Origin of the sequence: Caldicoprobacter faecalis, assembly GCF_900115765.1 — a bacterium.
Lineage (GTDB): Bacteria > Bacillota > Clostridia > Caldicoprobacterales > Caldicoprobacteraceae > Caldicoprobacter > Caldicoprobacter oshimai.
This window is the reverse complement of sequence record NZ_FOXR01000009.1, coordinates 12,303-36,061: the sequence shown is the minus strand read 5'-3', so window position 1 is coordinate 36,061 and position 23,759 is coordinate 12,303. Positions and strand designations below refer to the sequence as shown.

17 protein-coding genes, 2 pseudogenes and 1 riboswitch are annotated in these 23,759 nt (G+C 43.2%); of the genes and pseudogenes, 9 read left to right on the top strand and 10 right to left on the bottom strand.

Annotated features, from left to right (window positions below; all coding sequences use genetic code 11):
- Nucleotides 1-953: 953 nt before the first annotated feature.
- Nucleotides 954-2,327, top strand: coding sequence for a sodium-dependent transporter (locus BM241_RS05275; RefSeq protein WP_025747838.1), 1,374 nt, complete (start codon nt 954-956; stop codon nt 2,325-2,327).
- Nucleotides 2,328-2,357: 30 nt separating this feature from the next.
- On the opposite strand, the gene BM241_RS05270 is transcribed toward BM241_RS05275, so the two are convergent.
- Both BM241_RS05270 and BM241_RS05265 read right to left on the bottom strand, forming a co-directional pair.
- Complete coding sequence (locus tag BM241_RS05270) at nt 2,358-2,561, bottom strand: hypothetical protein (protein ID WP_092282211.1); 204 nt, start codon at nt 2,559-2,561, stop codon at nt 2,358-2,360.
- A gap of 191 nt (nt 2,562-2,752) precedes the next feature.
- A complete protein-coding gene (locus BM241_RS05265; protein WP_092282210.1) occupies nt 2,753-3,040 on the bottom strand; it encodes a YmaF family protein in 288 nt (95 codons plus the stop codon).
- Between the two features lie 298 nt (nt 3,041-3,338).
- Between BM241_RS05265 and BM241_RS05260 the strand changes: the two genes are divergently transcribed.
- On the top strand, nt 3,339-4,019 hold the full coding sequence (locus BM241_RS05260) for a hypothetical protein (RefSeq protein WP_092282209.1): 681 nt from the start codon (nt 3,339-3,341) through the stop codon (nt 4,017-4,019).
- Nucleotides 4,020-4,101: 82 nt separating this feature from the next.
- Here the strand turns inward: BM241_RS05260 and BM241_RS05255 are convergent, their stop codons facing one another.
- The 8 genes and pseudogenes from BM241_RS05255 to larE form a co-directional block, all read right to left on the bottom strand.
- Nucleotides 4,102-4,848, bottom strand: a complete 747-nt coding sequence (locus tag BM241_RS05255) for an ABC transporter ATP-binding protein (RefSeq protein WP_092282208.1) — start codon at nt 4,846-4,848, stop codon at nt 4,102-4,104.
- Nucleotide 4,849: 1 nt separating this feature from the next.
- The gene (locus BM241_RS05250) at nt 4,850-5,623 is read right to left on the bottom strand and encodes an ABC transporter permease (protein WP_092282207.1); all 774 of its coding nucleotides are present in this window, start codon (nt 5,621-5,623) and stop codon (nt 4,850-4,852) included.
- A 7-nt stretch (nt 5,624-5,630) separates the two neighbouring features.
- Nucleotides 5,631-6,599, bottom strand: a pseudogene (locus BM241_RS05245) (ABC transporter substrate-binding protein).
- Nucleotides 6,600-6,654: 55 nt separating this feature from the next.
- Nucleotides 6,655-8,663: pseudogene (gene cooS, locus BM241_RS05240) on the bottom strand (anaerobic carbon-monoxide dehydrogenase catalytic subunit).
- A 208-nt stretch (nt 8,664-8,871) separates the two neighbouring features.
- The gene (locus tag BM241_RS05235) at nt 8,872-10,005 is read right to left on the bottom strand and encodes a trans-sulfuration enzyme family protein (RefSeq protein ID WP_092282206.1); all 1,134 of its coding nucleotides are present in this window, start codon (nt 10,003-10,005) and stop codon (nt 8,872-8,874) included.
- 92 nt (nt 10,006-10,097) lie between these two features.
- On the bottom strand, nt 10,098-11,249 hold the full coding sequence (locus BM241_RS05230) for a trans-sulfuration enzyme family protein (protein ID WP_092282205.1): 1,152 nt from the start codon (nt 11,247-11,249) through the stop codon (nt 10,098-10,100).
- Nucleotides 11,250-11,269: 20 nt separating this feature from the next.
- On the bottom strand, nt 11,270-11,647 hold the full coding sequence (locus tag BM241_RS05225) for a RidA family protein (protein ID WP_092282204.1): 378 nt from the start codon (nt 11,645-11,647) through the stop codon (nt 11,270-11,272).
- Nucleotides 11,640-12,491 carry an ATP-dependent sacrificial sulfur transferase LarE gene (larE, locus tag BM241_RS05220; protein WP_092282203.1) on the bottom strand — a complete coding sequence of 284 codons (852 nt, stop codon included), beginning with the start codon at nt 12,489-12,491 and terminating at the stop codon, nt 11,640-11,642. The genes BM241_RS05225 and larE overlap by 8 nt, the downstream gene beginning before the upstream one ends.
- Nucleotides 12,492-12,892: 401 nt before the next feature.
- Between larE and BM241_RS05215 the strand changes: the two genes are divergently transcribed.
- From BM241_RS05215 to BM241_RS05180, 7 genes are all read left to right on the top strand, one after another.
- Complete coding sequence (locus BM241_RS05215; protein ID WP_092282202.1) at nt 12,893-14,293, top strand: MATE family efflux transporter; 1,401 nt, start codon at nt 12,893-12,895, stop codon at nt 14,291-14,293.
- A gap of 22 nt (nt 14,294-14,315) precedes the next feature.
- The gene (locus tag BM241_RS05210; RefSeq protein WP_092282201.1) at nt 14,316-16,067 is read left to right on the top strand and encodes a glycoside hydrolase family 2 protein; all 1,752 of its coding nucleotides are present in this window, start codon (nt 14,316-14,318) and stop codon (nt 16,065-16,067) included.
- 243 nt (nt 16,068-16,310) lie between these two features.
- The gene (locus BM241_RS05205; protein WP_092282200.1) at nt 16,311-17,249 is read left to right on the top strand and encodes a hypothetical protein; all 939 of its coding nucleotides are present in this window, start codon (nt 16,311-16,313) and stop codon (nt 17,247-17,249) included.
- A gap of 90 nt (nt 17,250-17,339) precedes the next feature.
- Nucleotides 17,340-17,711, top strand: coding sequence for a PH domain-containing protein (locus BM241_RS05200; RefSeq protein ID WP_025747825.1), 372 nt, complete (start codon nt 17,340-17,342; stop codon nt 17,709-17,711).
- Between the two features lie 105 nt (nt 17,712-17,816).
- Nucleotides 17,817-19,124: a DUF4139 domain-containing protein gene (locus tag BM241_RS05195; protein WP_092282199.1), complete on the top strand. Its 1,308-nt coding sequence runs from the start codon at nt 17,817-17,819 to the stop codon at nt 19,122-19,124.
- 217 nt (nt 19,125-19,341) lie between these two features.
- A riboswitch (cyclic di-GMP riboswitch) is annotated at nt 19,342-19,429 on the top strand.
- Between the two features lie 431 nt (nt 19,430-19,860).
- Nucleotides 19,861-21,807 carry an HD domain-containing phosphohydrolase gene (locus BM241_RS05185; protein WP_242948264.1) on the top strand — a complete coding sequence of 649 codons (1,947 nt, stop codon included), beginning with the start codon at nt 19,861-19,863 and terminating at the stop codon, nt 21,805-21,807.
- A complete protein-coding gene (locus tag BM241_RS05180; protein WP_092282197.1) occupies nt 21,770-23,734 on the top strand; it encodes a DUF342 domain-containing protein in 1,965 nt (654 codons plus the stop codon). Before BM241_RS05185 ends, BM241_RS05180 begins: the two co-directional genes overlap by 38 nt.
- The last annotated feature ends 25 nt before the right edge of the window (nt 23,735-23,759 follow it).

Here is a 23,759-nt window from a genome sequence, read left to right as displayed (position 1 = left end):
CTTCACTTGACATACATTCTGACTCTAGAGCTTTTTTACTACTATAAGGGGGCAAAAAAGACAATAAAAAACTAAGCCTTGATAAATACTATCAAAGCCTGTAGGATAGTCTATGAGAAAAGTAATAGATTTGAGTCTGCTATGCCCAGGCTCGTGTGAAATTAAACAGCTGGGCTAGCATTTCCAGGATCTCCCGATCAGTTTCCTCGTAAGAAATCCTGGGTCTTTTTTGAGCCTGTTGTTTCCACGGATGATCAGGAGCCGGTTTTACAGGATTATGTTTCTTCTCTGATTGATTTTCGGATTGTTTTAAGGTCTGTTTTTTAGGCCGTTCTTCGAGTACTAGAGTATCATAGACCACCCCAGTTGATCTTCGATGGATAGTTTACCATCGTTGGGGGAGATAAAGACAGTACGAAGGTCGTAGTATAGACTTAAGGGGACACCCTGGTTATTGATCATTTGTCTCATGATTTCGAAATATCCTTCCATACACTATTCTTGAGTGAAGAAAAGAGCGAGTATTTCGCCGGTAGCATCATCGACAGCGCCGTGGAGGGTAAAAGGCTCTTTGCCTTTGATCCATTCATGTTTAGAAGCATCTATTTGAACTAATATGCCTTTTTGAGGCATTCTTTTTCTTCTGTGGTGGGCTTTACGTTTGCGATGTTTTTTAGGGCTGGTGAAGCCCTCTTTTGTTTAAGATTCTGTATATAGAGGGATGACTTACTTTAATGTTTTTATTTTCCATAAGCAAGTCGACAAAGTGGCTGAAGTTTACATCTTTGTATTTTTTAGTATAATAACATGAATAAAATGTTTTGTTGATATTGGGCAGAAAATGTAATATAATCTAATGCGTATTAGTGCATATTGAATGAACGGACCTGAAGGGTAAACCGTTCATTTTCAATGTTGTGGATTGATTTTTATAATTGTGAGGAGATTGGGAAATGGAAAAAAGAGAGAGATTTGCTTCCCGTTTAGGTTTTATCTTGATCTCTGCGGGGTGTGCGATTGGATTGGGTGATGTTTGGCGTTTCCCTTATATCACAGGGCAATATGGCGGAGGAATATTTGTTCTAGTCTATCTGATATTCATTTTTTTGCTTGGTTTGCCCATCATCACAATGGAGCTTGCAGTAGGACGTGCCAGTCAAAAAAGTATTGCTACTTCATTTAACGTTCTGGAGAAAAAAGGCCAAAAATGGCATTGGATGGGCTATGCTGGTGTAGCCGGGAATTACATACTTATGATGTTTTATACCACCATCGCAGGCTGGATGCTGGCTTATTTCTACAAGTTTATGACAGGCCAATTTGAGGGGCTTGATACTCAGCAGATTGGTCAAGTGTTTACAGATTTTATAGCAAATCCGGTAGAAATGACTATATGGATGGTCATAACAACCGTGATTTGTTTTGGGATATGTTCACTTGGTTTGCAAGAGGGAGTGGAAAAGGTTACCAAGGTCATGATGGTATTGCTGCTGGCTATCATCGTGGTACTTGCGGTTAAATCCATGACGCTTCCAAATGCAAGCGAAGGTTTAAGGTTCTATCTAATGCCCGATGTTAATCGTATAAAAGAATATGGTATCTGGGAAGTAGTATTTGCAGCTATGAGCCAGGCATTTTTTACCTTGAGCATAGGAATTGGTTCTCTGGCCATATTTGGAAGCTACATTGAGAAAGAACGCAGCCTTCTTGGCGAGTCCATTAATATCGCCATGTTGGATACTGCAATTTCGTTGATTGCAGGGCTTATTATTTTCCCGGCCTGCTTTGCTTTTAATGTTGACCCAGGTCAAGGCCCAGGTCTTGTGTTTGTAACGCTGCCCAATATTTTTAATTCAATGGCTGGCGGGAGAATCTGGGGTTCACTGTTTTTTATCTTTATGACATTTGCTGCATATTCTACGGTTATTGCCGTGTTTGAAAACATTATTTCCTTTGGAGTCGATCTCTGGGGCTGGAGCCGAAAAAAAGCATCTATAATTAATATGTTTTTAATTATTGTACTTTCCATGCCGTGTGTTTTAGGCTTCAATGTTCTCAGCTGGATTCAGCCTTTAGGAGAGGGTACCGGTATACTGGATCTTGAGGATTTTATACTCAGCTATAATCTGCTTCCTTTGGGTTCACTGGTTTACGTGCTTTTCTGCGTTACCCGCTACGGATGGGGATTTGACAATTACCTAAAGGAAGTCAATACAGGTGAGGGCCTGAAAATGCCTCGTGTGCTGAAAGGATATTTGACCTGGATATTACCTGCTATTATCATAGTGGTACTTATTCAGGGATATATTAATGTGTTTGGCAAGTAAAGGGGTAGACTGATTCTTCATTGTATTCCATTAGTAGTTAGAAGACAGAAAGAAGGCATACAACGTAAGTCTGGATGGTGCGTTTTTGCTTTTCCAGGCTTTTATTTTTGTGTCAGCACCTTTTTGCAAATAACCGAATATCCTATCTTCGCTTGGAGTGTGCATGTCAGCCTTAAGTTTAACTTCTTTTAGTTTTTGTATCAAGTTTGCCTTCTCGTTTTCCAGCTCCTCCATTTTACCTTCATAGAGGGATGAAACATACCAGCAGCTATGGCAGTCTTATTTCGGCCGGCATATTTGCGTGTACCTATCATAGCTGCTCCACCATTTACCGCGGTAATGGAACAAATGCTTGATTTTGTGATTATTTATGTACTAGTAGATCCATGGAAAGCGTCCTGGATTTACTGTATGGATATAAGGTATTAGTCAATACTTGTATATCCGCATATATGATGAATATGGCCATCTACGCACTGAACTATTGCATGGTATTCATGATAATGTCTACCATCTTTAGTTAGTATAGCTGGACCTGTTTCTGAATAATATGGGTGAGTATGACCATCGATATAGGAAGTATCACCACAGAACCTATGAATGTGAGAAACCCCACTGGGAGCAAGTTCTGTTACTGTACCATAATGGTGAAGATGGCCATCATCATATGATGTTGAACCACAAAGGCTATGAGAGTGATACTGGTAATTCATATAAATCACCTCCTAATACATTGGTTAATACCATTATATGTTTATAAAGAATTTAGGTAGCAGCAGAAGATTTCACAAAAAACAATTGCGAGTGGTCGGTTACAATGCGATTGGATGATTGGATTGAGTTATACAGAGAATAGGAGGGGTGGTTGTATAAGATGCGATTATGCAAATTCCTCTCCTTCCCAGGTTCGGTTTTCCCTGCTGGGCTGTTGTCATACGTCGAACTTGCTATATTTTATTGCAAAGATTTTTACTTTTCTGTAGGAGTAGCAGATTGAAAGGAGGAGCTTGATTGGAAAGAGTATATGAAGTATTAACAGATCCCTATATTTCCGGGATAATTGTCTTTATTATAACTTGGCCGCTAAGTAACTGGCTTACTAAGAGAGTAAATAAAAGTGAATATTACAAGAGGGTCAATAGTGCTAATTCCAATATAATAGAATTGCTAACCGATTATATAATTTCGTTTAAAAATGTAGATAAAACTGTAATAGAAGAAATTATCTATGCGGTATCGTTGGAATCAAATGTAAATGTAAAAGATTTATACAACATTAACCAGATTAGAGCTGTATTAGTGAAAGAAATAATTAACATCAAGCTAATACCCCAAGAGCAGAGAAAAGAAATGATTGAACTGATTATCTCTAATCTAGGTAATGATAAAATTGTTGAAGAAACAACAGAAAAGGTAACGGCTCTTTCATTGGCCAGCGAACTAAAATCGGAAACAAAAGCAGAAACGATAATATTGACGACTATGATGGCATTTATAGTTGCATTAATATGGCTAGTTATAGGCAGAGAAATGTTCTTTGTTTTAAATAAAAACAATAGCATAGTAGTAATTGTTATGATTGCAGTAGTAATTATTATGATTATATTGCTTGTATTTGCTATGCAAATATCGTATTTTGTGCTAAATAGAAAAAAAGAACTAAAAAAACAACCACACAAGGATAGGGCCTAAATAGGCCCTTTTTTCATGCATAAAATCTAAGGTGGTGAGGTGATGTGGCAAGGTACAACTGGGATAAGCTGAAAAAAGAATTTTATTTGAGATTGAACTCCGTAAATACTTTGTCCTTGATTTTAAGAAAATCAAGGCTTGTTTTGTCTCTTTTTCTTGGCAATGGTACTTCAATAATGGTTTTAACCCTTCCGGGAGAGGGTGTCATGATGACGATTCTATCGGCTAGAAAGACAGCTTCTTCAATATCATGTGTTACAAATATAATTGTCTTTTTCTTTTCCTGCCATATCCTCTCTATTTCATCCTGCATGTGCATACGGGTCATGGCATCCAATGCTCCAAAAGGTTCATCCATGAGCAAAATCTTGGGTTCCACTGCTAAGGCCCTTGCCAGCGCAACCCTCTGCTGCATTCCTCCTGATAGTTGTGGTGGATGATGTTTTTTGTAATCCGATAACCCCACGAGCTTAATATATTCCTCCGCTATTCGACGGCGCTCTTTCCTTTTTAGTTTCTTAGCTTCGAGGCCAAGTTCCACATTTTTTATTACATTTCTCCACGGCAGTAATCCATAATTTTGAAATATAACTATGCGATCAATAGAGGGCTGTGTAACGGTATCTCCGTCTATCTTGATGGTGCCGGTAGACGGTGTGTCAAAGCCCGCTATCAGGTTTAGAAGGGTGGATTTTCCACAACCGCTGGGGCCAAGAAGGCATATAGATTCCCCTTCTTTTATATACAAATCAACTTTATCGAGCACTGTCAAGGTGCTTTTATCTTTCAACGTAAAAGCTTTTGATACTTTCTCGATAGAAATGTACATATTAGTTCCTCCTCCCCTCTGAAACTCCCCATTGTCTTTCGATATAGCCTTCCAGAAGTTTTATCAGCCGATCCAGAACGAGCCCTGATATGCCAATAAAAATTATGCCCGCTAAAATTAGATCCGATCTTAAGGAATTCCTTGAATCTATTATCAGGTATCCTAAGCCGGATTGCGCTCCTACCATTTCCCCGGCAACCAGGAAAACCCACGCTGTACCCAGCGCTATGTGCAGCCCGTTAGCAATCATTGGGAAGGCGGCGGGAAGTATGATTTTAAAAAGCAAGTGTGGTTGCCGAATGCCAAAATTGTTTGCAACATTCAAATAAGCAGGATCCACCTTTCTAACTCCGGAAACTGTGGAAAGAAGGGTAGGGAAGAACCCGGCAATGAAAATGATGATGATTGCAGGAACATCGCCTATGCCGAACCAGAGGACGATAAAAGGAAACCAGGCAATGGGAGACACAGGTCTCAACAATTGCACAACGGGTTCTACAAATTCCCATACTTTTTTATTGTAGCCTAAGACAAGGCCAAGGCTTATTCCTGTAACTGCAGCCACAGTATATCCCGTTATAAATCTTGACAGGCTGACTTTAAAATGGGTAATAAGGGTTCCGTCTTTTACCAGTTCTCCCATTCCTTCTAGCACTTTTACAGGGGAGGGAAGGAGGGATGGTTCATATCTTCCTGTAAGCACTATCAGCTCCCATATTCCAACGAATAAAGCCAAACTTGAGATAACTTTTAAAACTTTTACTATTTTCCCCATAACAGCATCACTTCGCATTATCTATTAGTGTATTGTCTACAAAATCACTGTATGGAGGAGGATTTTCTATAAGGCCCATTTCAACAAGGTATTTTGAAAGGTCATTGTAATCCTTTTCCTCAAGTTTTAAATTTTTATAAGAAATCCATTTGAGCGATAGCTCAAGGACGCGTGAGTCGGTTCTTAAGTATTTTGTTAGGATATCCAATGTAGCGCGGTCTTTTAAATCTGCTTTATGGGCTGCATTTACATACTCCTGTACAAATTTTTCTGCGATGGATCTATTGTTTTGAATGAAATCATTTCTCAGCACAAGAGCGCAGCAAACGGAATTCCCCCACAGGTTTTGAGAGTCAAACAATACCTTTCCTTTACCGTTGGCAACCGACACAGCGCCAAAGGGTTCTGCAACTGAATAGCCGGATATCCTTCCTTCCGACAGAGCTGCGGGCATTTCTGGCGGGGAGAGTTCTATTACGTTTATGTCATTGTATGAAAGCCCATTGTTCTTTAGCATAATATACAGCAAAATATTGTGGGTAGAAAGCCGATGGGGAATTGCAAACGTCTTCCCTTTTAATTAAGCAACGCTGCTTATATCTTTTGATGTCACAACAACGTTTCCGTCTCTGTGGCCTAAAGCAACGGCTTTTAAGTCAATTCCCTGTTCTCGGGCTTTCATCGCAAGCTGAATCAATATGGAGGCGCCATCTACTTTACCAGCATTTAAAGCTTCTATAACCTCAGGCCATGAACTAAACTTAACGAGTTCAAGCTTTACATCCTGTGGGTTTTGTTTTAATAGTTCATTTTGTATATACAGCGGGACTGCATGCGTAATTGGAATATATGCTATCTTTATCGTTTTTGTCTCTGCCTGTGTATTTGTCTCATATGTTGATTTGCAGCCCGCTAGGTTGAGCATCAAAAGCGCTAATATAAGGGCAAAGATGGCTCTAATAAATTTTTCCTTCATTAATATTTCCCTCCAATATTTACCTCCGATTTGTCTCTGATTGTTGTAATGATTTTTATTCCCATCCCAAGGCTTTTCGCTTGTTTTTTATATCTGACACTATTCTTTCAGCAAGCTTTTCGTGGTCTACTTCCACAACCATAACCGAGCCCAGAGTCTTTTGCGTATCCTCAAATAGAAATTTCATCACCTTTTCAGAACCCTGCACCGGTGGATAAACCGAATGATAAGAGTTGATTCCAAGGAGCCTGAATCCCAAAGCTGCCCCGACTCCTTTTTCATTGGACCATTCTGGGCTTGCAAAGGCAAAAGGCATATCTTTTATATCTTTACCTAAGGCATCAGCCAGCGCTCTGAAAAACGCAGATGCTCTCGCGTTGTCAAGGCACTCACCCATATGCCAGACCGGAGGGAGATCCGGTTGGAGAAACTCTCTTAATTCACTCCCGGTCATGCTAAGGGCGGATTTATTGCAAAAGCCCAATTTCAGCAAAGGGAATGAAGCACAGCCGTTTGTCAGAACGAGGATGTTGTTTTGTATTAAGATCGATGCGATGTCTGTAATCGCCTTTTCATAAATCACTCTTGGGTTGTTGCAACCCACGAGATTTACAATTCCTGCGATCTTGCCGTCTCTCAGGGCATCAGCTATTACTTCTATGCTTCCAAAATGGCTGATAGCATACTCCAATGAAAAGCCTACTTCAGCTTCTACTTCATATTGGGGTATGAAGACAGGAACATCCCTCCTCGATGCAAAGCTGTCAATAGCTCTTTTTATGATTTTTCTTGCGAGCGCTTTGGTCTCGCTCAGATTCGAATGCATGTGGTCGTATCCGTAATGTTCGGCTCCCGGTAGCCTTGCAGAATCGCTGGTTGTCACCACAGTTGTTTTAAAGCATTTCGCCACTTCCATGATGGAAGGATATACATCCTGAACATCTGCTACCCACAGGTCAATAGCGCCTGTGCCAAGCACCAGCTCTACGCCAATGGCATTTGATAGCGGAATGACTCCGCCGTAACGATACATTGCAGAAAGCCCTGAACAGCATATGCCGTAAAATTGAATGCCCAAAGCACCTTTTTGTTTTGCGAGGTTTATAAACTCCTGGCTTCTTCCTTGTTTTACGATTTCGCTAACCAGCAACGGAGAGTGCCCGTGGACGGCAATATTGACGTACCCTTCTTTCAAAGCTCCTAAATTTGCTCTTACCGTTCTTCTTTGGGGCATGCCGAAAAGGCTGTCCATGGCTATGGAGGAACCAAGTACGCTGGTCCAGGCAAATGCAAGCCCACACCTTAAGAACTGCTTCATGACATTTTCCCAATCTCCATCGGTCCCCGTGCTTGTTCTGTGAAGAGCCTCAAACACCTCGTGATAGGCTCCGATGGGGAGAATATCAAGCTCCTCCCATACTCTTATTCTTTCTTCTGGTGCAAAGGCGTGCAAGGTTTTATGTTTGCCAGGGACCGCTCTGCATAAATCTTCGATGAGAATATCGGCTACCTCAGAAGCTATTTCTTCCAAGGTTTTTCCCTCTGTATTGATTCCAAGCTGGACGGCCGACTTTTTCAACTTATCAGCTCCTGCAATGGGCATCTCTAGAAGACCCTGAGCGGCAGCTTTTAAAGCCAGCATTATTTCGCGGCCCCTTGCGCCATGAGCTGCCACTCCTGCTGCAACCCAACGCAAAAGATTTCTGGCCACAATAAGGTCGGCGTCTGCGCCGCATACTCCTTTGGGGCTTTTTTTGGTAATCCTGCATGGACCCATATTGCAGTTTCTGCAGCATACACCTGCTATACCGAAAGAGCATTGAGGTTTTTGTTTGTCAAAGCGGTCAAAGCAGGTTTCACATCCCGCCTTTTCCATATGTAGAAGCATTTCCCTGACTGCCGGGTCGGGGGTATATTTCAGTACATCGCTTTTTGAAGGAAAGCTTTTTTATATTCCTCTACTGCCTGGATGTAGTCGTTGAAGTTTTCAGCATGATGGTAGTAAACCCGCTCTTTATGACCGAAATGTGTGTGATGATAGTGGCGTGGATGGTGCAAGTTCATTTCCAACCCTCCTGCAAATAATACTATTCCTATATGATTAGTACTATTTAATTTTATTTAAAAACATAACGGCTGTCAACAGTTATTTTAAATAATTCCTATATGAATAATATGAATAGTTGTAAAAACTTAAAAACTTATAAAAAAAGGCTTACCTTGAATTAAGGTAAGCCTTTGGTTAGGAGTTTTAAGAATCAACATAAAAGAATCAATATAACGCTTTTTCGAAATCTTCAATTAAATCCTCGATGTCTTCAAGCCCCACCGATACTCTTATCAAATCGTCTGTTATCCCCAGCCTTTCTCTTTCTGATTTGGGTACAGCGGCATGCGACATTTTAACCGGATAGGATACGATGGTTTCAATTCCGCCGAGGCTTGCAGCCACTGCGGCTAGCTTTATTTTTTTCATGAAACTCTTTGCTTTTTCAGCATCGATGGTTTTAAAAGAAAGCACAGCTCCTGCTCCATCCGCCTGGCTGTAATGAATGTCTCTGCCCTCGTGATTTTGAAGCCCTGGATAGTATACCTGTTTTACATTTTTATTCTTCTGCAGATATTCTGCGAGCTTTTGCGCGCTATCCTGCTGATAATCAAGCCTGACCTTAAGCGTTTTCAAGCCTCTTAAAAGCAGCCAGCTGTCCTGAGGGCCAAGAATTGCGCCAAAGCCATTTTGCACTGAATATATCCTTTGGCTCAATTCAGCGCCTTTGACCACTACCAGGCCTCCAATCACGTCGCTGTGTCCGCCGATAAACTTTGTAGCGCTGTGAATTACAATGTCAAACCCAAGCTCTATAGGCCTTTGCAGATAGGGCGACATAAAGGTGTTGTCGATAATGGTGATAAGGTTATGCTCTCTGGCGATTTTAACTATGCTCCTTAAATCAGTTATTTTAAGCAAGGGATTTGAAGGCGTTTCGACATAAATCGCCCTAGTATTGGGGGTGATGCTTTTCTTTACAGCATCGATATCTGTTGTGTCAACAAAGCTGGCGGAGAGGTGATAGCGTGCGAAGAACGATGTTATGATCCGGTGGGTCCCGCCATACACGTCTTGGCTCACTATAATATGATCGCCCGAAGAAAAAATCGAGAGCACCGAGGATATTGCGGCCATTCCGGAAGCAAAGGCAAAGCCTTTATCGCCTCCCTCCAGTATGGCTATGGTTTCTTCAAGGGCCTTTCTGGTTGGATTGCCCGAGCGGGAGTATTCGTATTCCTGTGGTTGGTCGATGTCTCTCAGGTGGTAGGTTGAAACCTGGTATATTGGTATGCTGAGCGCTCCCGTATTTTTATCCATTTCATTTCCGTTATGAATTAGTTTTGTTGCAAATCTCATATATATCACCTTATCTTGATTATTGACTTGATTATGGGAAACTATCATTTACCTGCATAAGCGGGGCTGGCAAACGGAATTTGTTTCACGTCTTAGTCCAGCGCCTGTTCCAGATCGGATATAAGATCTTCAACCGCCTCAATTCCTACAGACAGCCTAAGAAGTTTATCTGTAACGCCAATTCGCCTTCTCATTTCTTCAGGTATAGCTGAGTGTGTCTGTACAATAGGATAGGTTATGAGGCTTTCTACGCCTCCAAGGCTTTCGGCAAACATAATTACCTGTACCCTTTTAAGGACCTGTTCTACCAGTGCTGTGTCCTTAACTGAAAATGATATCATTGCGCCAAAACCCGAAGCCTGCCTCCTGGAAATCTCGTAGCCCTCATGATCGCTCAGCCCTACATAATACACTTTTTCAACCTTCTTATGGTTTTGCAGCCATTTAGCGATAGTCAGCGCATTTTCTTGCTGTTTTTCAAGCCTTACTGCCAGCGTTTTGATTCCCCGGAGGATCAACCAACTATCAAAGGGAGCTAAAACCGCTCCTTCGGATTTCTGTATCAGTTTTATCCTTTCGGCTATGTCGTCGTCGTTTACAACTATAAATCCTGCCAATGTATCGTTGTGGCCTCCGAGGTATTTGGTCCCGCTGTGGATTACGATATCGGCTCCCAGTTCGAGAGGCCTTTGAAAATATGGGGTAAGAAAGGTATTATCCACAATGGTCAGTATTTTTCTTGATTTTGCCAGGGCGGCTGTAAGGGCAATATCGGTAACCTTCATCATGGGATTGGAAGGCGTTTCGATAAATATTGCTGTTGTGGTATTTCTTAAGGCCTGTTCTACTTCATGGATACGGCTGGTATCTACATAAGTGAATTCAATACCGTATCGCCTGTAAATTTCTTCAAACAGCCTGTATGTACCCCCATAAAGGTCATCTGAAACGATGATGTGCTGGCCTGGCTCAAATAAAGAAAGCACTGTTGAAATAGCGGCCATACCGCTTGAAAATGCAAAACCATGTTTTCCATTTTCAAGGTTTGCAATGGTATTTTCAAGCTCTTCCCTTGTTGGGTTTTGAACCCTGGAGTAATCGTATCCTGTTGTTTGATTCAGGCCCGGATGCTTAAAGGTAGCGCTCTGATATATCGGAAAGCTTACCGCGCCGGTGTATTGGTCATAGCCCTTATATCCATGTACTACTTTGGTTTCGAGTTTTAATTGCTTGGATATCCCCATGAAACATCACCGCTCCTCTTTCACTTTAGCGCAACGGCTTCGATTTCTATCAATACATCCTTGGGCAGCCTGTTTACTTCAACGCACGACCTTGCGGGATACGGCTCGGAAAAATACTTTGCATACACCTCATTCATGGCCGAGAAATCGCTGAGGTCCTTCATAAATACGGTGGTCTTTATCACCTTTTCCATGCCGCTCCCTGCGGCTTCAAGCACGTTCTTTAGGTTTTCCAGCACCTGGGCGGTTTGCTCTTTAATCCCGCCGCTTACCACCTGGCCGGTTGAAGGGTCTATTGGGATCTGCCCCGATGTATAAATCAAAGCCCCTGTGTCTATAGCCTGAGAATATGGCCCTATAGCAGTGGGAGCTTTATCGGTATGCACAGCCTTATGCATTTGCCTCACCCCTTTTGAAAAAACCTTCGTTCATGCTTCCTGTTCTGTATCCTTTAAGGTCAAGGGCGACGTATAGAAAGCCCAGCTCTTTGAACCTTGAATATATGGCTTCCCTTACCTGCTTATCCAGGAATTTGTCAAAGCCGTTTTCATCTGTCTCGATTCTGGCTACGCTGCCGTGATATCTTACGCGGACCTGCCTGAAGCCCAGATCTATAAGGAACTGCTCTGCCTTGTCCACCATTTCCAGCTTTTCCTTCGTTATCTTCTCTCCGTAAGGGAATCTTGATGACAAGCAGGCGAAAGAGGGCTTGTTCCAGGTTTTCAGGCCCATCTCTTTTGACAGCAGCCTGATTTCCTCCTTAGTGAGCTTGACTTCCCTCAAAGGGCTTACCACACCGAGTTCTGACACCGCCTGAAGGCCGGGGCGGTAGTCTCCTATGAGGTCATCATAATTTGAGCCCTCGGCTACAAATTTGAAGCCTTCTTCCTCTGCAAGCTTCTTGATCTTGCTGAACAGCTCATGTTTGCATAAGTAGCACCTGTTTAAAGGGTTGTCAGAAAAGCCTTTCACTTCGAGCTCTTCCGATACTATTACCCTGTGTGGAATTCCATGCTCGGCTGCAAACTGCACTGCCTCATTGAATTCCCTTTCGGGATATGTAGAGGATCTGGCGGTCACAGCAAGCACCTTATCCCCCAAAACATCATGGGCTACTTTTACGAGAAATGAAGAGTCCACTCCTCCTGAAAAGGCGATGACGACGCTTCCCATGGATTTGAGCAAATCTTTTAATGCTTCCAGCTTGGCATGTGCCTCATTGGCATGCGCTCCAGTAGGCATTATTTTTACCCCCCTTGTTCGTTATTTACCCAATATTAAAAGTTTATATGCTTAGGGTGGTTTTTATCAAACCAGCCTTCTTTAATAATGAATATTTTTAAGTAATCCTATATGAGTAATATAATAATCACGGTCATGTTATTTGTCAATAACTTGTGACAGTAGCAAAAGCTTTCTTTTCGGGATTTCAGAGCTGACAAAAAGTTCGTAAGACGAGACTATTTCACAAAAATATGGTAAAATAAGTGTTGGGTTTTGCTTGATATGTGATACGTAGGGGGTGGGGTGGCTATGCACATTTAACCTTTTGTGGGATGTTTGTTAAAATGAGGTGAAAGGATATTCATAGCAGCGAAATACACAGAAAAGGGGTTTATAAAAAAGGGGTTGGTAATGTACATATGGCAAGGCTTGCAGACTTGTTTGCTCCAAGAGATATGACAGTGGGGGAACCGTGGAAGCGAATAATCGAGTTTTCCATTCCCATGCTTATTGGCAATGTGGCGCAGCAGCTTTATAATACCGTTGACTCGATTGTCATTGGAAGGTATGTGGGGGATAATGCCCTTGCTGCTGTGGGTACTGCTTTCCCGGTATTGAATTTTTTGCTTGTGCTTTTTGTAGCGGTGGCCACCGGTGCGGGCATAATGGTCGCGCAGTATTTCGGGGCAAAGGACCGCGAAAGGCTTTCACGTTCCATTGGTGTATGTATCACCCTTACGGCCATAGCGTCGTTGATAATAATGGTGGTGGGGCCCATTGTGGTCCGTCCTATGCTCGTGTTTATAAATACGCCCGAGTCCATTTTAGACTGGTGCGCCAATTACCTATTGATATTGTTAGTAGGCAACTGGGGTTTTTCGTACTTTAATATTTTATCGGGAATCCTGCGCGGCCTGGGAGATTCGCTTTCGGCGCTGGTGTTTTTGCTTATATCTACCGCTCTCAACGTGGTACTGGACATATGGTTTGTTGCAGGGTTTAATATGGGTGTATCCGGGGTAGCGCTGGCAACCGTTATTGCGCAGATGGTATCTGCCGTCCTGTGCCTCGTTAAGCTGAAAAAAATGGATGAAGTATTTGACCTCAACTGGAAGGTGCTCAAGCCGCTGAAGAGGTATGTACTTCAGCTGATAAAGCTCGGGATACCATCCGGACTGACTCAGGCCATATTCTCATTTGCAATGATTGCTGTACAGTCTTTGACCAACACCTTCGGTGAAATGGTTATCGCCTGTAGCGTCATGGTCATGCGCGTGGACGGTTTTGCCATGATGCCAAACTTTACCTTTGGCGTTGCCATGACTACCTTTGCAGGGCAGAACGTTGGTGCAAGAAAGATGGACAGAGTGGAGAGGGGAACCCGGGAGGGTCTTATAATCGCGGTTAGCGTTTCTACCATAATTACAATAATCATATTGACCTTTGGCAGGTATCTCATGAACATATTTACCAGTACCGTTGAGCTTGTGGATTTAAGCATGCGCATGATGCGCATCCTTGCGGCGGGATATATCGCCATGGCGGTGACGCAGGTTCTGTCGGGGGTTATGCGCGGGGCAGGCGATACCATGACGCCCATGTGGATTTCCCTTATAACCACAATTGCTTTGCGTGTGCCCATTGCCTACGGCATCGCCTACCTGACGCGAAGTGAAGCCTATCCCACTGGCAGGCCAGAGTCTGTGTTTATATCCCTGCTGATTGCCTGGGTGTGTGGTGCCATAATCACCACGGTTTTCTACAAAAAAGGCAACTGGCGGAAAAAAACGCTTTTGAGCAATGAACAAATTGGTGTATAAGCTTGAAAAAGGAGGGTTTTTCATGTCAAGCATACCACGGCCTGAGTATCCGCGTCCCAATTTTGTGAGAAAAGATTGGCTTAATTTAAATGGGGTGTGGGAGTTTGAATTCGATGATGAAGATGTCGGGGAGAGGGAGAAGTGGTATAAAGGGCACGCTTTTTCACGTACCATAAATGTCCCGTTTTGCTTTGAAAGCGAGTTAAGCGGCATAGGGGATACGTCGCGCCATGACCACATATGGTACAGGCGCAAACTGGCAGTGCCGGACAGCTGGAAGGGCAAAAGGATTATATTGCACTTTGGTGCAGTGGATTACCACGCTAAAGTGTGGGTAAACGGTGTATATATGGGGAGCCATACCGGTGGCCATACGCCTTTTAGCTTTGACATAACCGATGCTCTAAGGTGGGATGGCAGCGATGAAGTGGTGGTAAAAGCGGACGACATATCGTCCGAACGCCAGCAGGCTCGTGGGAAGCAGTCGTGGTTGGATGAGCCTTTTGACTGTTGGTATGACCGTACCTCTGGGATCTGGCAGACGGTGTGGCTGGAGCCCGTAAACCCGGCGCATATTGTCAACGTCCGCATGACTCCTGATATTGACAAAGGCACTGTCAACATAGAGGCTTTCCTTACTCCACAAGCCGTCGGCTGCACCTTGAAAGCCTGTATATCTTTTGGCGGCGTGTCAGTAGCTTCAGTTGTTGTGCCCTGTCTTCAGCAGCGGGTCATTTTCGAGGTGAGCGTCATAAGCCATGCCTTCAAGTGGGGTTTAATGCTGTGGAGCCCGGAAAATCCAAATCTTTACGATATAACGTTTACGTTGGTGGATGAAAAAGGCGATACGGTTGACCATGTTGTCAGCTATTTTGGCATGCGCAAGGTGTCGGTCAAGGACGGCAAGGTGCTACTAAACAATCGCCCTTATTATCAAAAGCTGATACTGGATCAGGGGTATTTCCCCGGGTCAAACCTCACTGCTCCCAGCGAGGAGGCTTTGATAAACGATATAAAAATGACCAAGGCCTTTGGCTATAACGGTGTACGGAAGCATCAGAAGGTGGAGGACCCATTGTATCTCTACTGGTGCGATAAGCTGGGACTTTTGGTCTGGGGCGAGATGGCCTCATATTATGAATACAGCCCAAGGGCAGCCAATGCGTATATTAAGGAGTGGCAGGAAATCATCGAGCGGGATTACAATCATCCCTGCATCATAGCCTGGACGGCATTCAATGAGTCCTGGGGTGTGCCCAACGTAATGGTGGATAGGCAGCAGCAGAGCTATACGGTGGCTGTCGTCAATATGATACGGAGCCTGGATAGAACGAGGCTGGTGATATCCAATGACGGATGGGAACATACCGATACAGATTTGTGTACCATACACGATTACCGTTCAAATGGAGAGGATTTGAGGAGGGTTTATGCTGACAAAGATAAGGTGGTAAATGGCGCTCCTGCGGGGAAATTCATATTTGCTGAAGGGTATGGTTATAAAGGCCAGCCTGTGCTTATAACTGAGTATGGCGGTATAGCCTTTGCATCGGGCAAGGGATGGGGATACGGTGATAAGGTTGCTGATGAGGAGGAGTTTTTGAAGCGCTTTGCCGGTTTGACTCGCGCTATCATGTCGATAGACTATATATGCGGCTTTTGCTATACCCAGCTTACCGATGTGCAGCAGGAGGTTAACGGCCTTATGACATATGACAGGAAGCCCAAAATTGATCCGAGCAAGATAAGGGCTATAAATGAGGGGAGAGCGTGACTTGAGACAGGGGTGTTTGAATAAAACACCCCTGTTAATGTTTTATATACTGAATTTTTGTACTTTTTTCCGCTACAAATAAAGGCATGCTCATTTCGCTTGTGATAGTATTTTTAGCCAAGGGATTTTATACAAAAATTTAATGTTTGGTGCCTGCTATAATCTGTTTTTAATGGTATAATATTTTAAAAGTATAAAAACTGGAAGGTATAGATTGCCTTTCAAGGGAAAGGATGTGTTGCCATGTTAGAAGAATTGAATAGCCGTTTAATAGAGCTTCAAGAGCGAATCCAGGAAGGCTACAAAATCCGGCGCAGGTTGGAGGCTGCAGAGAAGAGCTATAACGAGTTACAGAAGCGCATTGATGAACTTAAAAACCAGCTTGAGAAGGAAAAAAGGGATGTGGCCCAGCTGGAAGGGATGAACCTTACCAACCTGTTCTATTCTATTCTGGGGACGAAAGAAGAACGGCTGGACAAGGAGCGGCAGGAGTATCTGGCTGCAAAGCTTAAGTATGACCAGTGCCGGGATGAGCTGGATGCCCTGGAAAAGGAAATCCACGATCTTAAGCTGCAGCTTGGAGAGATAAATGTATTGGAAAGGGAATACCAGGACCTCCTATGGGAAAAGGAAAAAGTCCTGGAGGGAATGCACGACGGCACTTCCAGGGAACTGGCAGACCTTTCTGAAAAGCTGGCAAAAGCCCGTGCAAAGGCAAAGGAGATCAGGGAAGCGTTAGAAGCGGCCAATGCAGCAATGGCCGGACTGGAGAGGGTGTTGAGCTGCCTTAATAGCGCTAGTGGTTGGGGTACATGGGACATCATAGGAGGAGGGATTCTATCCACAGCCATCAAACATTCTTACATTGATGATGCAAAAGCTACCGTAAGTCAAGTACAATATCAGCTGCGCAGGCTGGAGAGGGAACTTATGGATGTGGGCAGCTTTCAGCATCTGAATATAGATATAGGCTCCTTTGCCACCTTTGCCGACTTCTTCTTTGATGGGCTAATTGCCGATTGGGTTGTTCAATCGCGGATTTCTGAATCGCGGGAAAGCGCAATGCGGGTATTGAGGCAGGTGGAGAATGTTAAGCAAAGGCTTGAGAGAGCCCTTGATGAGGCTGAAAGAGAGATTGAGCGTATCACGTATGAAAGGCAGGAGCTGATAAAAAAGGCTTGATGGTGATTGCATCTTATTTAAATGTAGTAACGAATTGAACTTTGACTTTGACGCTTTTTATTACAAATCTTTGAGGAAGGGAGAAAGGGTATGATCGACTTTAAAAATGGCTGGTTTAAGCTTTCGCCAATCTCAAAGGCAGAAGGAGAAAAGGCGGTAGCACCTCTTTTGATAGACGATGAGGAGGTTATTGCAGCTTTTCAATCGGTGCGGGATAAACTAATTTTTACAAATAAGCGCATTATCGCAGTAAACGTGCAGGGCCTTACCGGGACCAAAGTGGATTACACGTCGATTCCGTACAGCAGAATTCAGGCTTTTTCGGTTGAAACGGCGGGTGTGTTTGATAGGGATTGTGAACTGGAGATATATGTAAGCGCTATTGGTAAGGTCAAATTCGAGCTTCGCGGTTCTTTTGATATACGGGCGTTTAGCAGGGCAATCGGTAAGTATATATTGTGATAAGCAGGACATAAAGAAGCCTATAGACAATGTCATTTTTGTAAAAAAAATTGTCACAGTAAGAGCTGCATATCAGCACGTTTAAGATACAGGGGGTGAAAATCGATGGTAAAGATTTGCACCTCGGCGGATACAAAAGAAGTATCTTTGACCATCTACAACGGAGGGTTTGGAACCGTCAAAGAAGTTCGTACGGTTGGCCTTACAGGTGAAGAGAGCGAGCTTGTCTTCGCAGATGTGGCCCAGCGCATAGAAACCGATTCGCTGCTTGTTGAGGGATTAAACGTGCTTGAGTTCAACTATGATTATGACCTGGTGAGCAGGGATAAGCTCCTCCAAAAGTACATCGATAAAGATGTATGGCTGGTGGATAGAGAGACTGGTGAAAAGAAAAAATGCCGGTTGTTGTCGGTTGAAGAGGGAGGTAAGTGTATTCTGGAAGATTGTGCTACAAAGGAGATATACATTGACTCACAGGCTGAAATTGTATTGCCGTCGCTGCCGTCTGGCCTAATCGTGAAGCCGGCCCTTGTATGGAAGATAGCGCCTAGCAGAACGGATACTGTTAGGGTTTCTTATCTCTGCCGTGGATTTAAATGGGTTGCCAATTATGTGGTAGAGCTTTCAGAAAATGTTTTAAACATCGCCGGATGGGCTGAGATTGAAAATGAGAGCGGGGCAACGTTTGAAAATGCCAAGGTCAAGCTTATAGCCGGTGATGTGTATCGTGTCAAGGAACTCCGCCGGATTGAATGTTTTGAGGATGGAGTGTATGTTAAGGAGGCAATGGCGCCGCAGGCTGAAGAGAAGAGCTTTTTTGACTATCACATGTATACGCTGCTTCATCCTACCACGTTGAAGGATAATCAGACCAAGCAGATTAACATACTCAGCGGTTTAAATGTGCCATATAAGAAATACTATCAGCTGGATGTATATGATGAAAAAGTAAACATCGTTGTTGAGTTTGCCAACACGAGGGAATCGGGTCTGGGCATTCCTATGCCTAAAGGCAAAGTCAAACTGTATAAGGTGGATGAGGACGATGGTTCTCTGGAGTTTATAGGTGAAGACTTTATAGATCACACCCCAAAAGACGAAAACATAAAGCTCAAGATAGGTAATGCCTTTGATATAACTTTTGACTGTAGAGAAGTGGGGCGTAAAAAACTAAATGGTTTTGAGCATTACAGATATGAGTACACAATAAAAAATCATAAGGATAAACCAGCGGAAGTGCATTTTACTCATAAAATCTGGGGCGTGTGGGAGATGGTATCGTCAAGTCACGATTATATCAAGAAGTCATCCCGCGAAATAGAATTTGTGGTTGAAGTACCTGCTGATGAGAAAGCGGTGGTCTGTTTTGAATACAGAATTGACAGAAGACTGGAGATAACACTGAAGAGATAATTAAATTTTTAAAACCCCGTGAGGGGTTGTTTTTATTTTTGGCATCAGGGGGTTTTGGTTGGCTGTGTATAAAAGTTTCGATGAAAAACATTGCAGAAAAATGGAGTAATTTGTTGAAATATGAGGTAAATGTTGCTATAATTAAATTAGAAAATTTTACTATACGTTTTAGGGGTGTATTTGGCTTAAATCCATGAAAATGGGGAAAACTGTAACCCTTGTTAAAGGGCAAACCTGTCGAAAGGCAGGGGCGCAAAGCCAAGGGCCTAAGGAACGTTATCGTTCTATGGCAGCCGGTTGCACAAAGGGTGATTGTAAAGACAGACGTAGCTCTGCATGGGATGAAGATGTACTCCTTTTGCAATCGGCATGCAGAGCTTTTTTATTTGGCTGAACGTACGTGTGATTGAGAAGTAGTTGAAATTTGTCTGGTGGTGAAGGTGTATGGCCATTCTCGCATTTGGTTTACATAGATTTGCAATTAGAGGGAATATGGATGGAATTTCCTTTGTCAACAGCAATCCCAAACATATGTTCGCATGGGGGGGGGGTAATTTATACATTAAATGTAATAAAATGGAAGCTAAACCTATAAATGTTAAATATGCAGTTGGTGTACCATGAAGGGCTGTTGGGCACCACAACTTTAGACTTGTGCTGTGTATTTCTATATGGTAGGGTGCTGCAACGGCCTTTTATTTTTATAAATTAGCAAGTTAGGGGTAAGGGGGATAAAATGAAGGCGAAAATCATGCGAAAAATTCTGCAGCAGATCCCGTTTGGCTGTGCTATTCACAAGCTGATTGAGGAGCAAGGTGGGAATAAGGATTACATCTTTCTTGATGTTAATCCTACATTTGAAAAATTGACTGGGTTAACAAAGAAAGCTATCGTAGGCAAGGGAGTAAAGGAAGTCTTGTATGGTACAGAGCTGAGGGCTTTTGATTGGATAGGCTTATATGAAGGGGTAACCTTAAGTGGACAAACACAGGAGGTTAAACAATATCTGGAATCGTTGAAGCGCTGGTATAAGATAACAGCTTTTGCAATAGATAAGGAGCATTTTGTTACGGTATTTCAGGATGTCACCAAAGAAGTGGAATTGGAGAATGCTTTGGGAGAGAAGGAGAGTAGGATAAATGACCTTACTACAGAGCCTGACGCGGTATTTAATGAGAGGTTTGAGGTCACTGACAGAGAAAGGTATAGAGAAGAACTGTATTGCGAAAAAGAACTGTACAGGATTACCCTGCTTTCCATCGGTGAGGGCGTTGTTACTACTGATCAGGCCGGTCGGATTAGCATGCTCAATCCAGCCGCACAGCAGATCACTGGCTGGAGCGAGGATGAAGTAAAGGGAAAGCCTTTTGATGAGGTTTTTAAGTTGATAAATGAGGATACAGGGGAAATGGTAGAGAACCCCATAGCTGAAGCTTTGCGGACAGGAAGTACTGTTAGCTTGGCCAAACATACTGCCTTGGTAACCAAAGAAGGGTGTAGGGTACTGATAGCTGATAGTGTTACACCAATAAAGGCAGCGCCTATAAAAGATATGAAAGGCCAAACAGTGGGAGCAGTCATGGTGTTTCGCGATATCACGCAGGAAAAGGTATGGCAGGAGAAGTTTAACAGTTTGAGCTACCGTGACCCGCTAACCGGGCTTTACAACCGGCGTTTTGTGGAAGAAGAGTTCGCAAGATGGCAGGCTTCTTCCAGAGCATTTTCCATTGCTGTTATAGTGGCTGATATCAACGGGCTTAAGCTGGTCAACGACATGTTTGGGGTTCAGGAAGGGGATAACCTGCTTAAAAGGGCTGCCAGGATATTGAGGGAAAGCTGCAGGAGAACCGATATAGTAGCCAGATGGGACGGAGACGAATTTTTAATTCTTCTGCCACGCATTACAGCAAGGGCTGCCGAAAAAATTGTGGAGAGGATAAAAAGCAGGTGCCTACAAGAGAAAGAGGGGGAGGTGCAGCTCAGCCTGGCCATTGGTTATGCGGTAAAGAAAAAGCCCTTGGAAAGCTTGAATCAGGTTGTTAAAGAAGCAGAAGAGATGATGCATCGTACCAAGCTTATGGAGGAGAAAAGCTATCGCAATGCCGTGGTTAGCAGCATTCTTATGGCGCTGTTTGCCAAAAGTACGGAGACTGAGGAGCATGCCGAGCGATTGAAAAGCTATTGCTTGGCAATAGGCAGAAAAATGGGGCTCTCATCCAAGGAACTGGATGAATTGGCCCTCCTGGCTGTACTCCATGATATAGGCAAGGTCGGTATAAATGAGAGCATACTGAAAAAGCCGGGACCGCTGACCGCGGAAGAGTGGGAGGAGATGAAAAAACACCCCGAGATTGGCTGGCGCATTGCAAAGGGCATTTCGGAGCTGGTACATATTGCTGAGTATATACTGTATCACCATGAACGCTGGGATGGGCACGGGTATCCGAGAGGGTTAAAGGGGGAAGAGATTCCACTGCTGTGCCGCATTCTGGCGGTGGTTGATGCCTATGACGCTATGACCAGCGATCGTGTGTACCGCAAAGCCATGAGCCGGGAAATGGCGCTTGCGGAAATAAAGAGGAACGCTGGAACGCAGTTTGACCCACGGGTTGTGGAAATTTTTCTGAATTTGCTGACAAAGGAGGATGAAGGAAAAATCAATAAGGTTAAACGTCTTAGTTAAGAGACGAAAGGGGAAGGGCATGCTGTTTAAGGCAGATAGCGTAGAAGAGGCGCTATCCAGGGCTGAAAAGTATTATAACTGCCATAGAAATTATTTGAGGGTTTATACTATAAGGCCGCCGGGTTCCATGCTTTGGGGAATTATCAGGTGGCGAGGGGTTTATAGGATAGAGGTATCCAGGCAAAAGAGGGAAAAAGTGATTGAAAGTGTTAAACCCATTGATGGAACAGTAGAGATTAAAGATGGGGTTGTGAGAGTCAAGAATCCCGTGAGTGGAGGGAAATATCCTTCTTTAATTGTAAATGATCAAAACATCGAAGTATATATAAATGGCCAAAGAGCGGTTGGATCATGTGTGGTCACAGAAAGAGATTGGATACAGGTTATACCCAAGGAAATCCCTCCGGTGTCCCGCGTGGAGGTTTATATTACACCCGATAAGATGCAGGCAATCTTAAAAATCGAAAGGATACCAGGGAAAAAGTACTTTTTGAGGGATGTAAAAGCCGGCAACAGCATTGTGGTTAGCGGAGATTATGAGGAAATTCCGCCACCTGATATCACGGTTGAACAGTGTATTCAAGAGTTGATTAAGAATGGAGTCTTACCAGAGTTCATACTCATAGAAGAAATTGAAAAGTTACTTAAATTACCAAGAAATGGAAGTGCAGTTGTGGCAAAAGGGAGACCACCGATTGATGGCGTTGACGCCCGTGTAAAGTACTTTTTCACCCAACATAGCTATAGAAACCCTGATTTTGATACTGACAAAAAAGTGGATATGATGGATCACACCATTATTCCCACGGTTAAAGTAGGGGAAATATTGGCTGAAAAGGTGGTTCCTGCTATACCGGGCATGGATGGAATGACGGTTACTGGAGAGGTTATTAAAGCGCGTCCCGCCCAAGAAGCGGTGTTTAAAGCAGGGAAAGGTGCAATGCTTTTAGATAATAACAGAATTGTGGCAACTATCCCCGGAAGGCCTGTATTGGAGAAAGGCGTAGTGAGTGTACACCCAGTATTGACCGTTCCCAGTGACGTCAATGTGGATACAGGCAATATTAGGTTTGATGGTGACGTGGTTGTGAAAGGTGATGTAAAGGACGGCTTGAAAGTGATAGCTGGAGGGGACATTATAATTTACGGGAACTGCTATCATGCGACAATAAAAGCAGGTAGAAATGTAGAGATACACGGCAAAGTCATCAAATGCAAGGTCACAGCAGGCGGCAATATCGTCCAACATTTGTTTGTACTCCCTACCATAGGAAGAATTAATCGTGAATTGAAGGCTATTGTTGAAAAAGTAACCGTGATGTATTTACGGCAAAGGAATGGAAGCATAGGACATGTTGTATATAAATTGATAAACGAAAATACTAAGCTTAAGACGCTTGTGGAGGATATAGAGAATATACTGCCCCTCATGGAAGAGGAAGAAGCCAGCGATATTTTAAAATTGCTGCATAAAATAAAAGATAAGTTGTTTGGCGTTAATGCTTTTCGGATAGACAGTTTAGATGAAATACATCACATTTATACTGAGCTTGTCGAGTATGAAAATGTCCTTAAACAACGCTATGTCGCCAATATGAACATAACGTTCAGCTATTGTGAGAACTCCTTGATTTTGGCCAGTGGGAGCGTTTTTGTAACAGGGCGTGGAAGCTATCAATCCAAGATAGTTGCTAAAAACCGCATTATTTTCAAAGATCCCAAAAGTATAGTATTGGGAGGAATGCTGGTAGCGGGCAAGGGGGTAAAAGCCGGAATAGTAGGTTCTTCTGCCGGCGTAAGTACTTATTGCAAGATTGTAGATGCTGATGGGAAGTTTGATGCTGTATATTGTTATCCCGATACGATATTGAACATAAACAATAAAAGAGTAGAATCTTTGTTTTCGAAACGAGATACAGTGGTATAAATCCTTTAGAATCATTCGGAATTTT

What these genes read in the sequence shown, in the direction of transcription:
- BM241_RS05230 (WP_092282205.1), bottom strand. Translation starts at nt 11,249, where the DNA reads ATGGGGATATCCAAGCAATTAAAACTCGAAACCAAAGTAGTACATGGA.
- BM241_RS05195 (WP_092282199.1), top strand. Translation starts at nt 17,817, where the DNA reads ATGGTAAAGATTTGCACCTCGGCGGATACAAAAGAAGTATCTTTGACC.
- BM241_RS05200 (WP_025747825.1), top strand. Translation starts at nt 17,340, where the DNA reads ATGATCGACTTTAAAAATGGCTGGTTTAAGCTTTCGCCAATCTCAAAG.
- BM241_RS05275 (WP_025747838.1), top strand. Translation starts at nt 954, where the DNA reads ATGGAAAAAAGAGAGAGATTTGCTTCCCGTTTAGGTTTTATCTTGATC.
- BM241_RS05210 (WP_092282201.1), top strand. Translation starts at nt 14,316, where the DNA reads ATGTCAAGCATACCACGGCCTGAGTATCCGCGTCCCAATTTTGTGAGA.
- BM241_RS05215 (WP_092282202.1), top strand. Translation starts at nt 12,893, where the DNA reads ATGGCAAGGCTTGCAGACTTGTTTGCTCCAAGAGATATGACAGTGGGG.
- BM241_RS05205 (WP_092282200.1), top strand. Translation starts at nt 16,311, where the DNA reads ATGTTAGAAGAATTGAATAGCCGTTTAATAGAGCTTCAAGAGCGAATC.
- BM241_RS05270 (WP_092282211.1), bottom strand. Translation starts at nt 2,561, where the DNA reads ATGGAGGAGCTGGAAAACGAGAAGGCAAACTTGATACAAAAACTAAAA.
- BM241_RS05225 (WP_092282204.1), bottom strand. Translation starts at nt 11,647, where the DNA reads ATGCATAAGGCTGTGCATACCGATAAAGCTCCCACTGCTATAGGGCCA.
- BM241_RS05235 (WP_092282206.1), bottom strand. Translation starts at nt 10,005, where the DNA reads ATGAGATTTGCAACAAAACTAATTCATAACGGAAATGAAATGGATAAA.
- BM241_RS05180 (WP_092282197.1), top strand. Translation starts at nt 21,770, where the DNA reads ATGAAGGAAAAATCAATAAGGTTAAACGTCTTAGTTAAGAGACGAAAG.
- BM241_RS05265 (WP_092282210.1), bottom strand. Translation starts at nt 3,040, where the DNA reads ATGAATTACCAGTATCACTCTCATAGCCTTTGTGGTTCAACATCATAT.
- BM241_RS05255 (WP_092282208.1), bottom strand. Translation starts at nt 4,848, where the DNA reads ATGTACATTTCTATCGAGAAAGTATCAAAAGCTTTTACGTTGAAAGAT.
- BM241_RS05250 (WP_092282207.1), bottom strand. Translation starts at nt 5,623, where the DNA reads ATGGGGAAAATAGTAAAAGTTTTAAAAGTTATCTCAAGTTTGGCTTTA.
- BM241_RS05185 (WP_242948264.1), top strand. Translation starts at nt 19,861, where the DNA reads ATGAAGGCGAAAATCATGCGAAAAATTCTGCAGCAGATCCCGTTTGGC.
- larE (WP_092282203.1), bottom strand. Translation starts at nt 12,491, where the DNA reads ATGCCTACTGGAGCGCATGCCAATGAGGCACATGCCAAGCTGGAAGCA.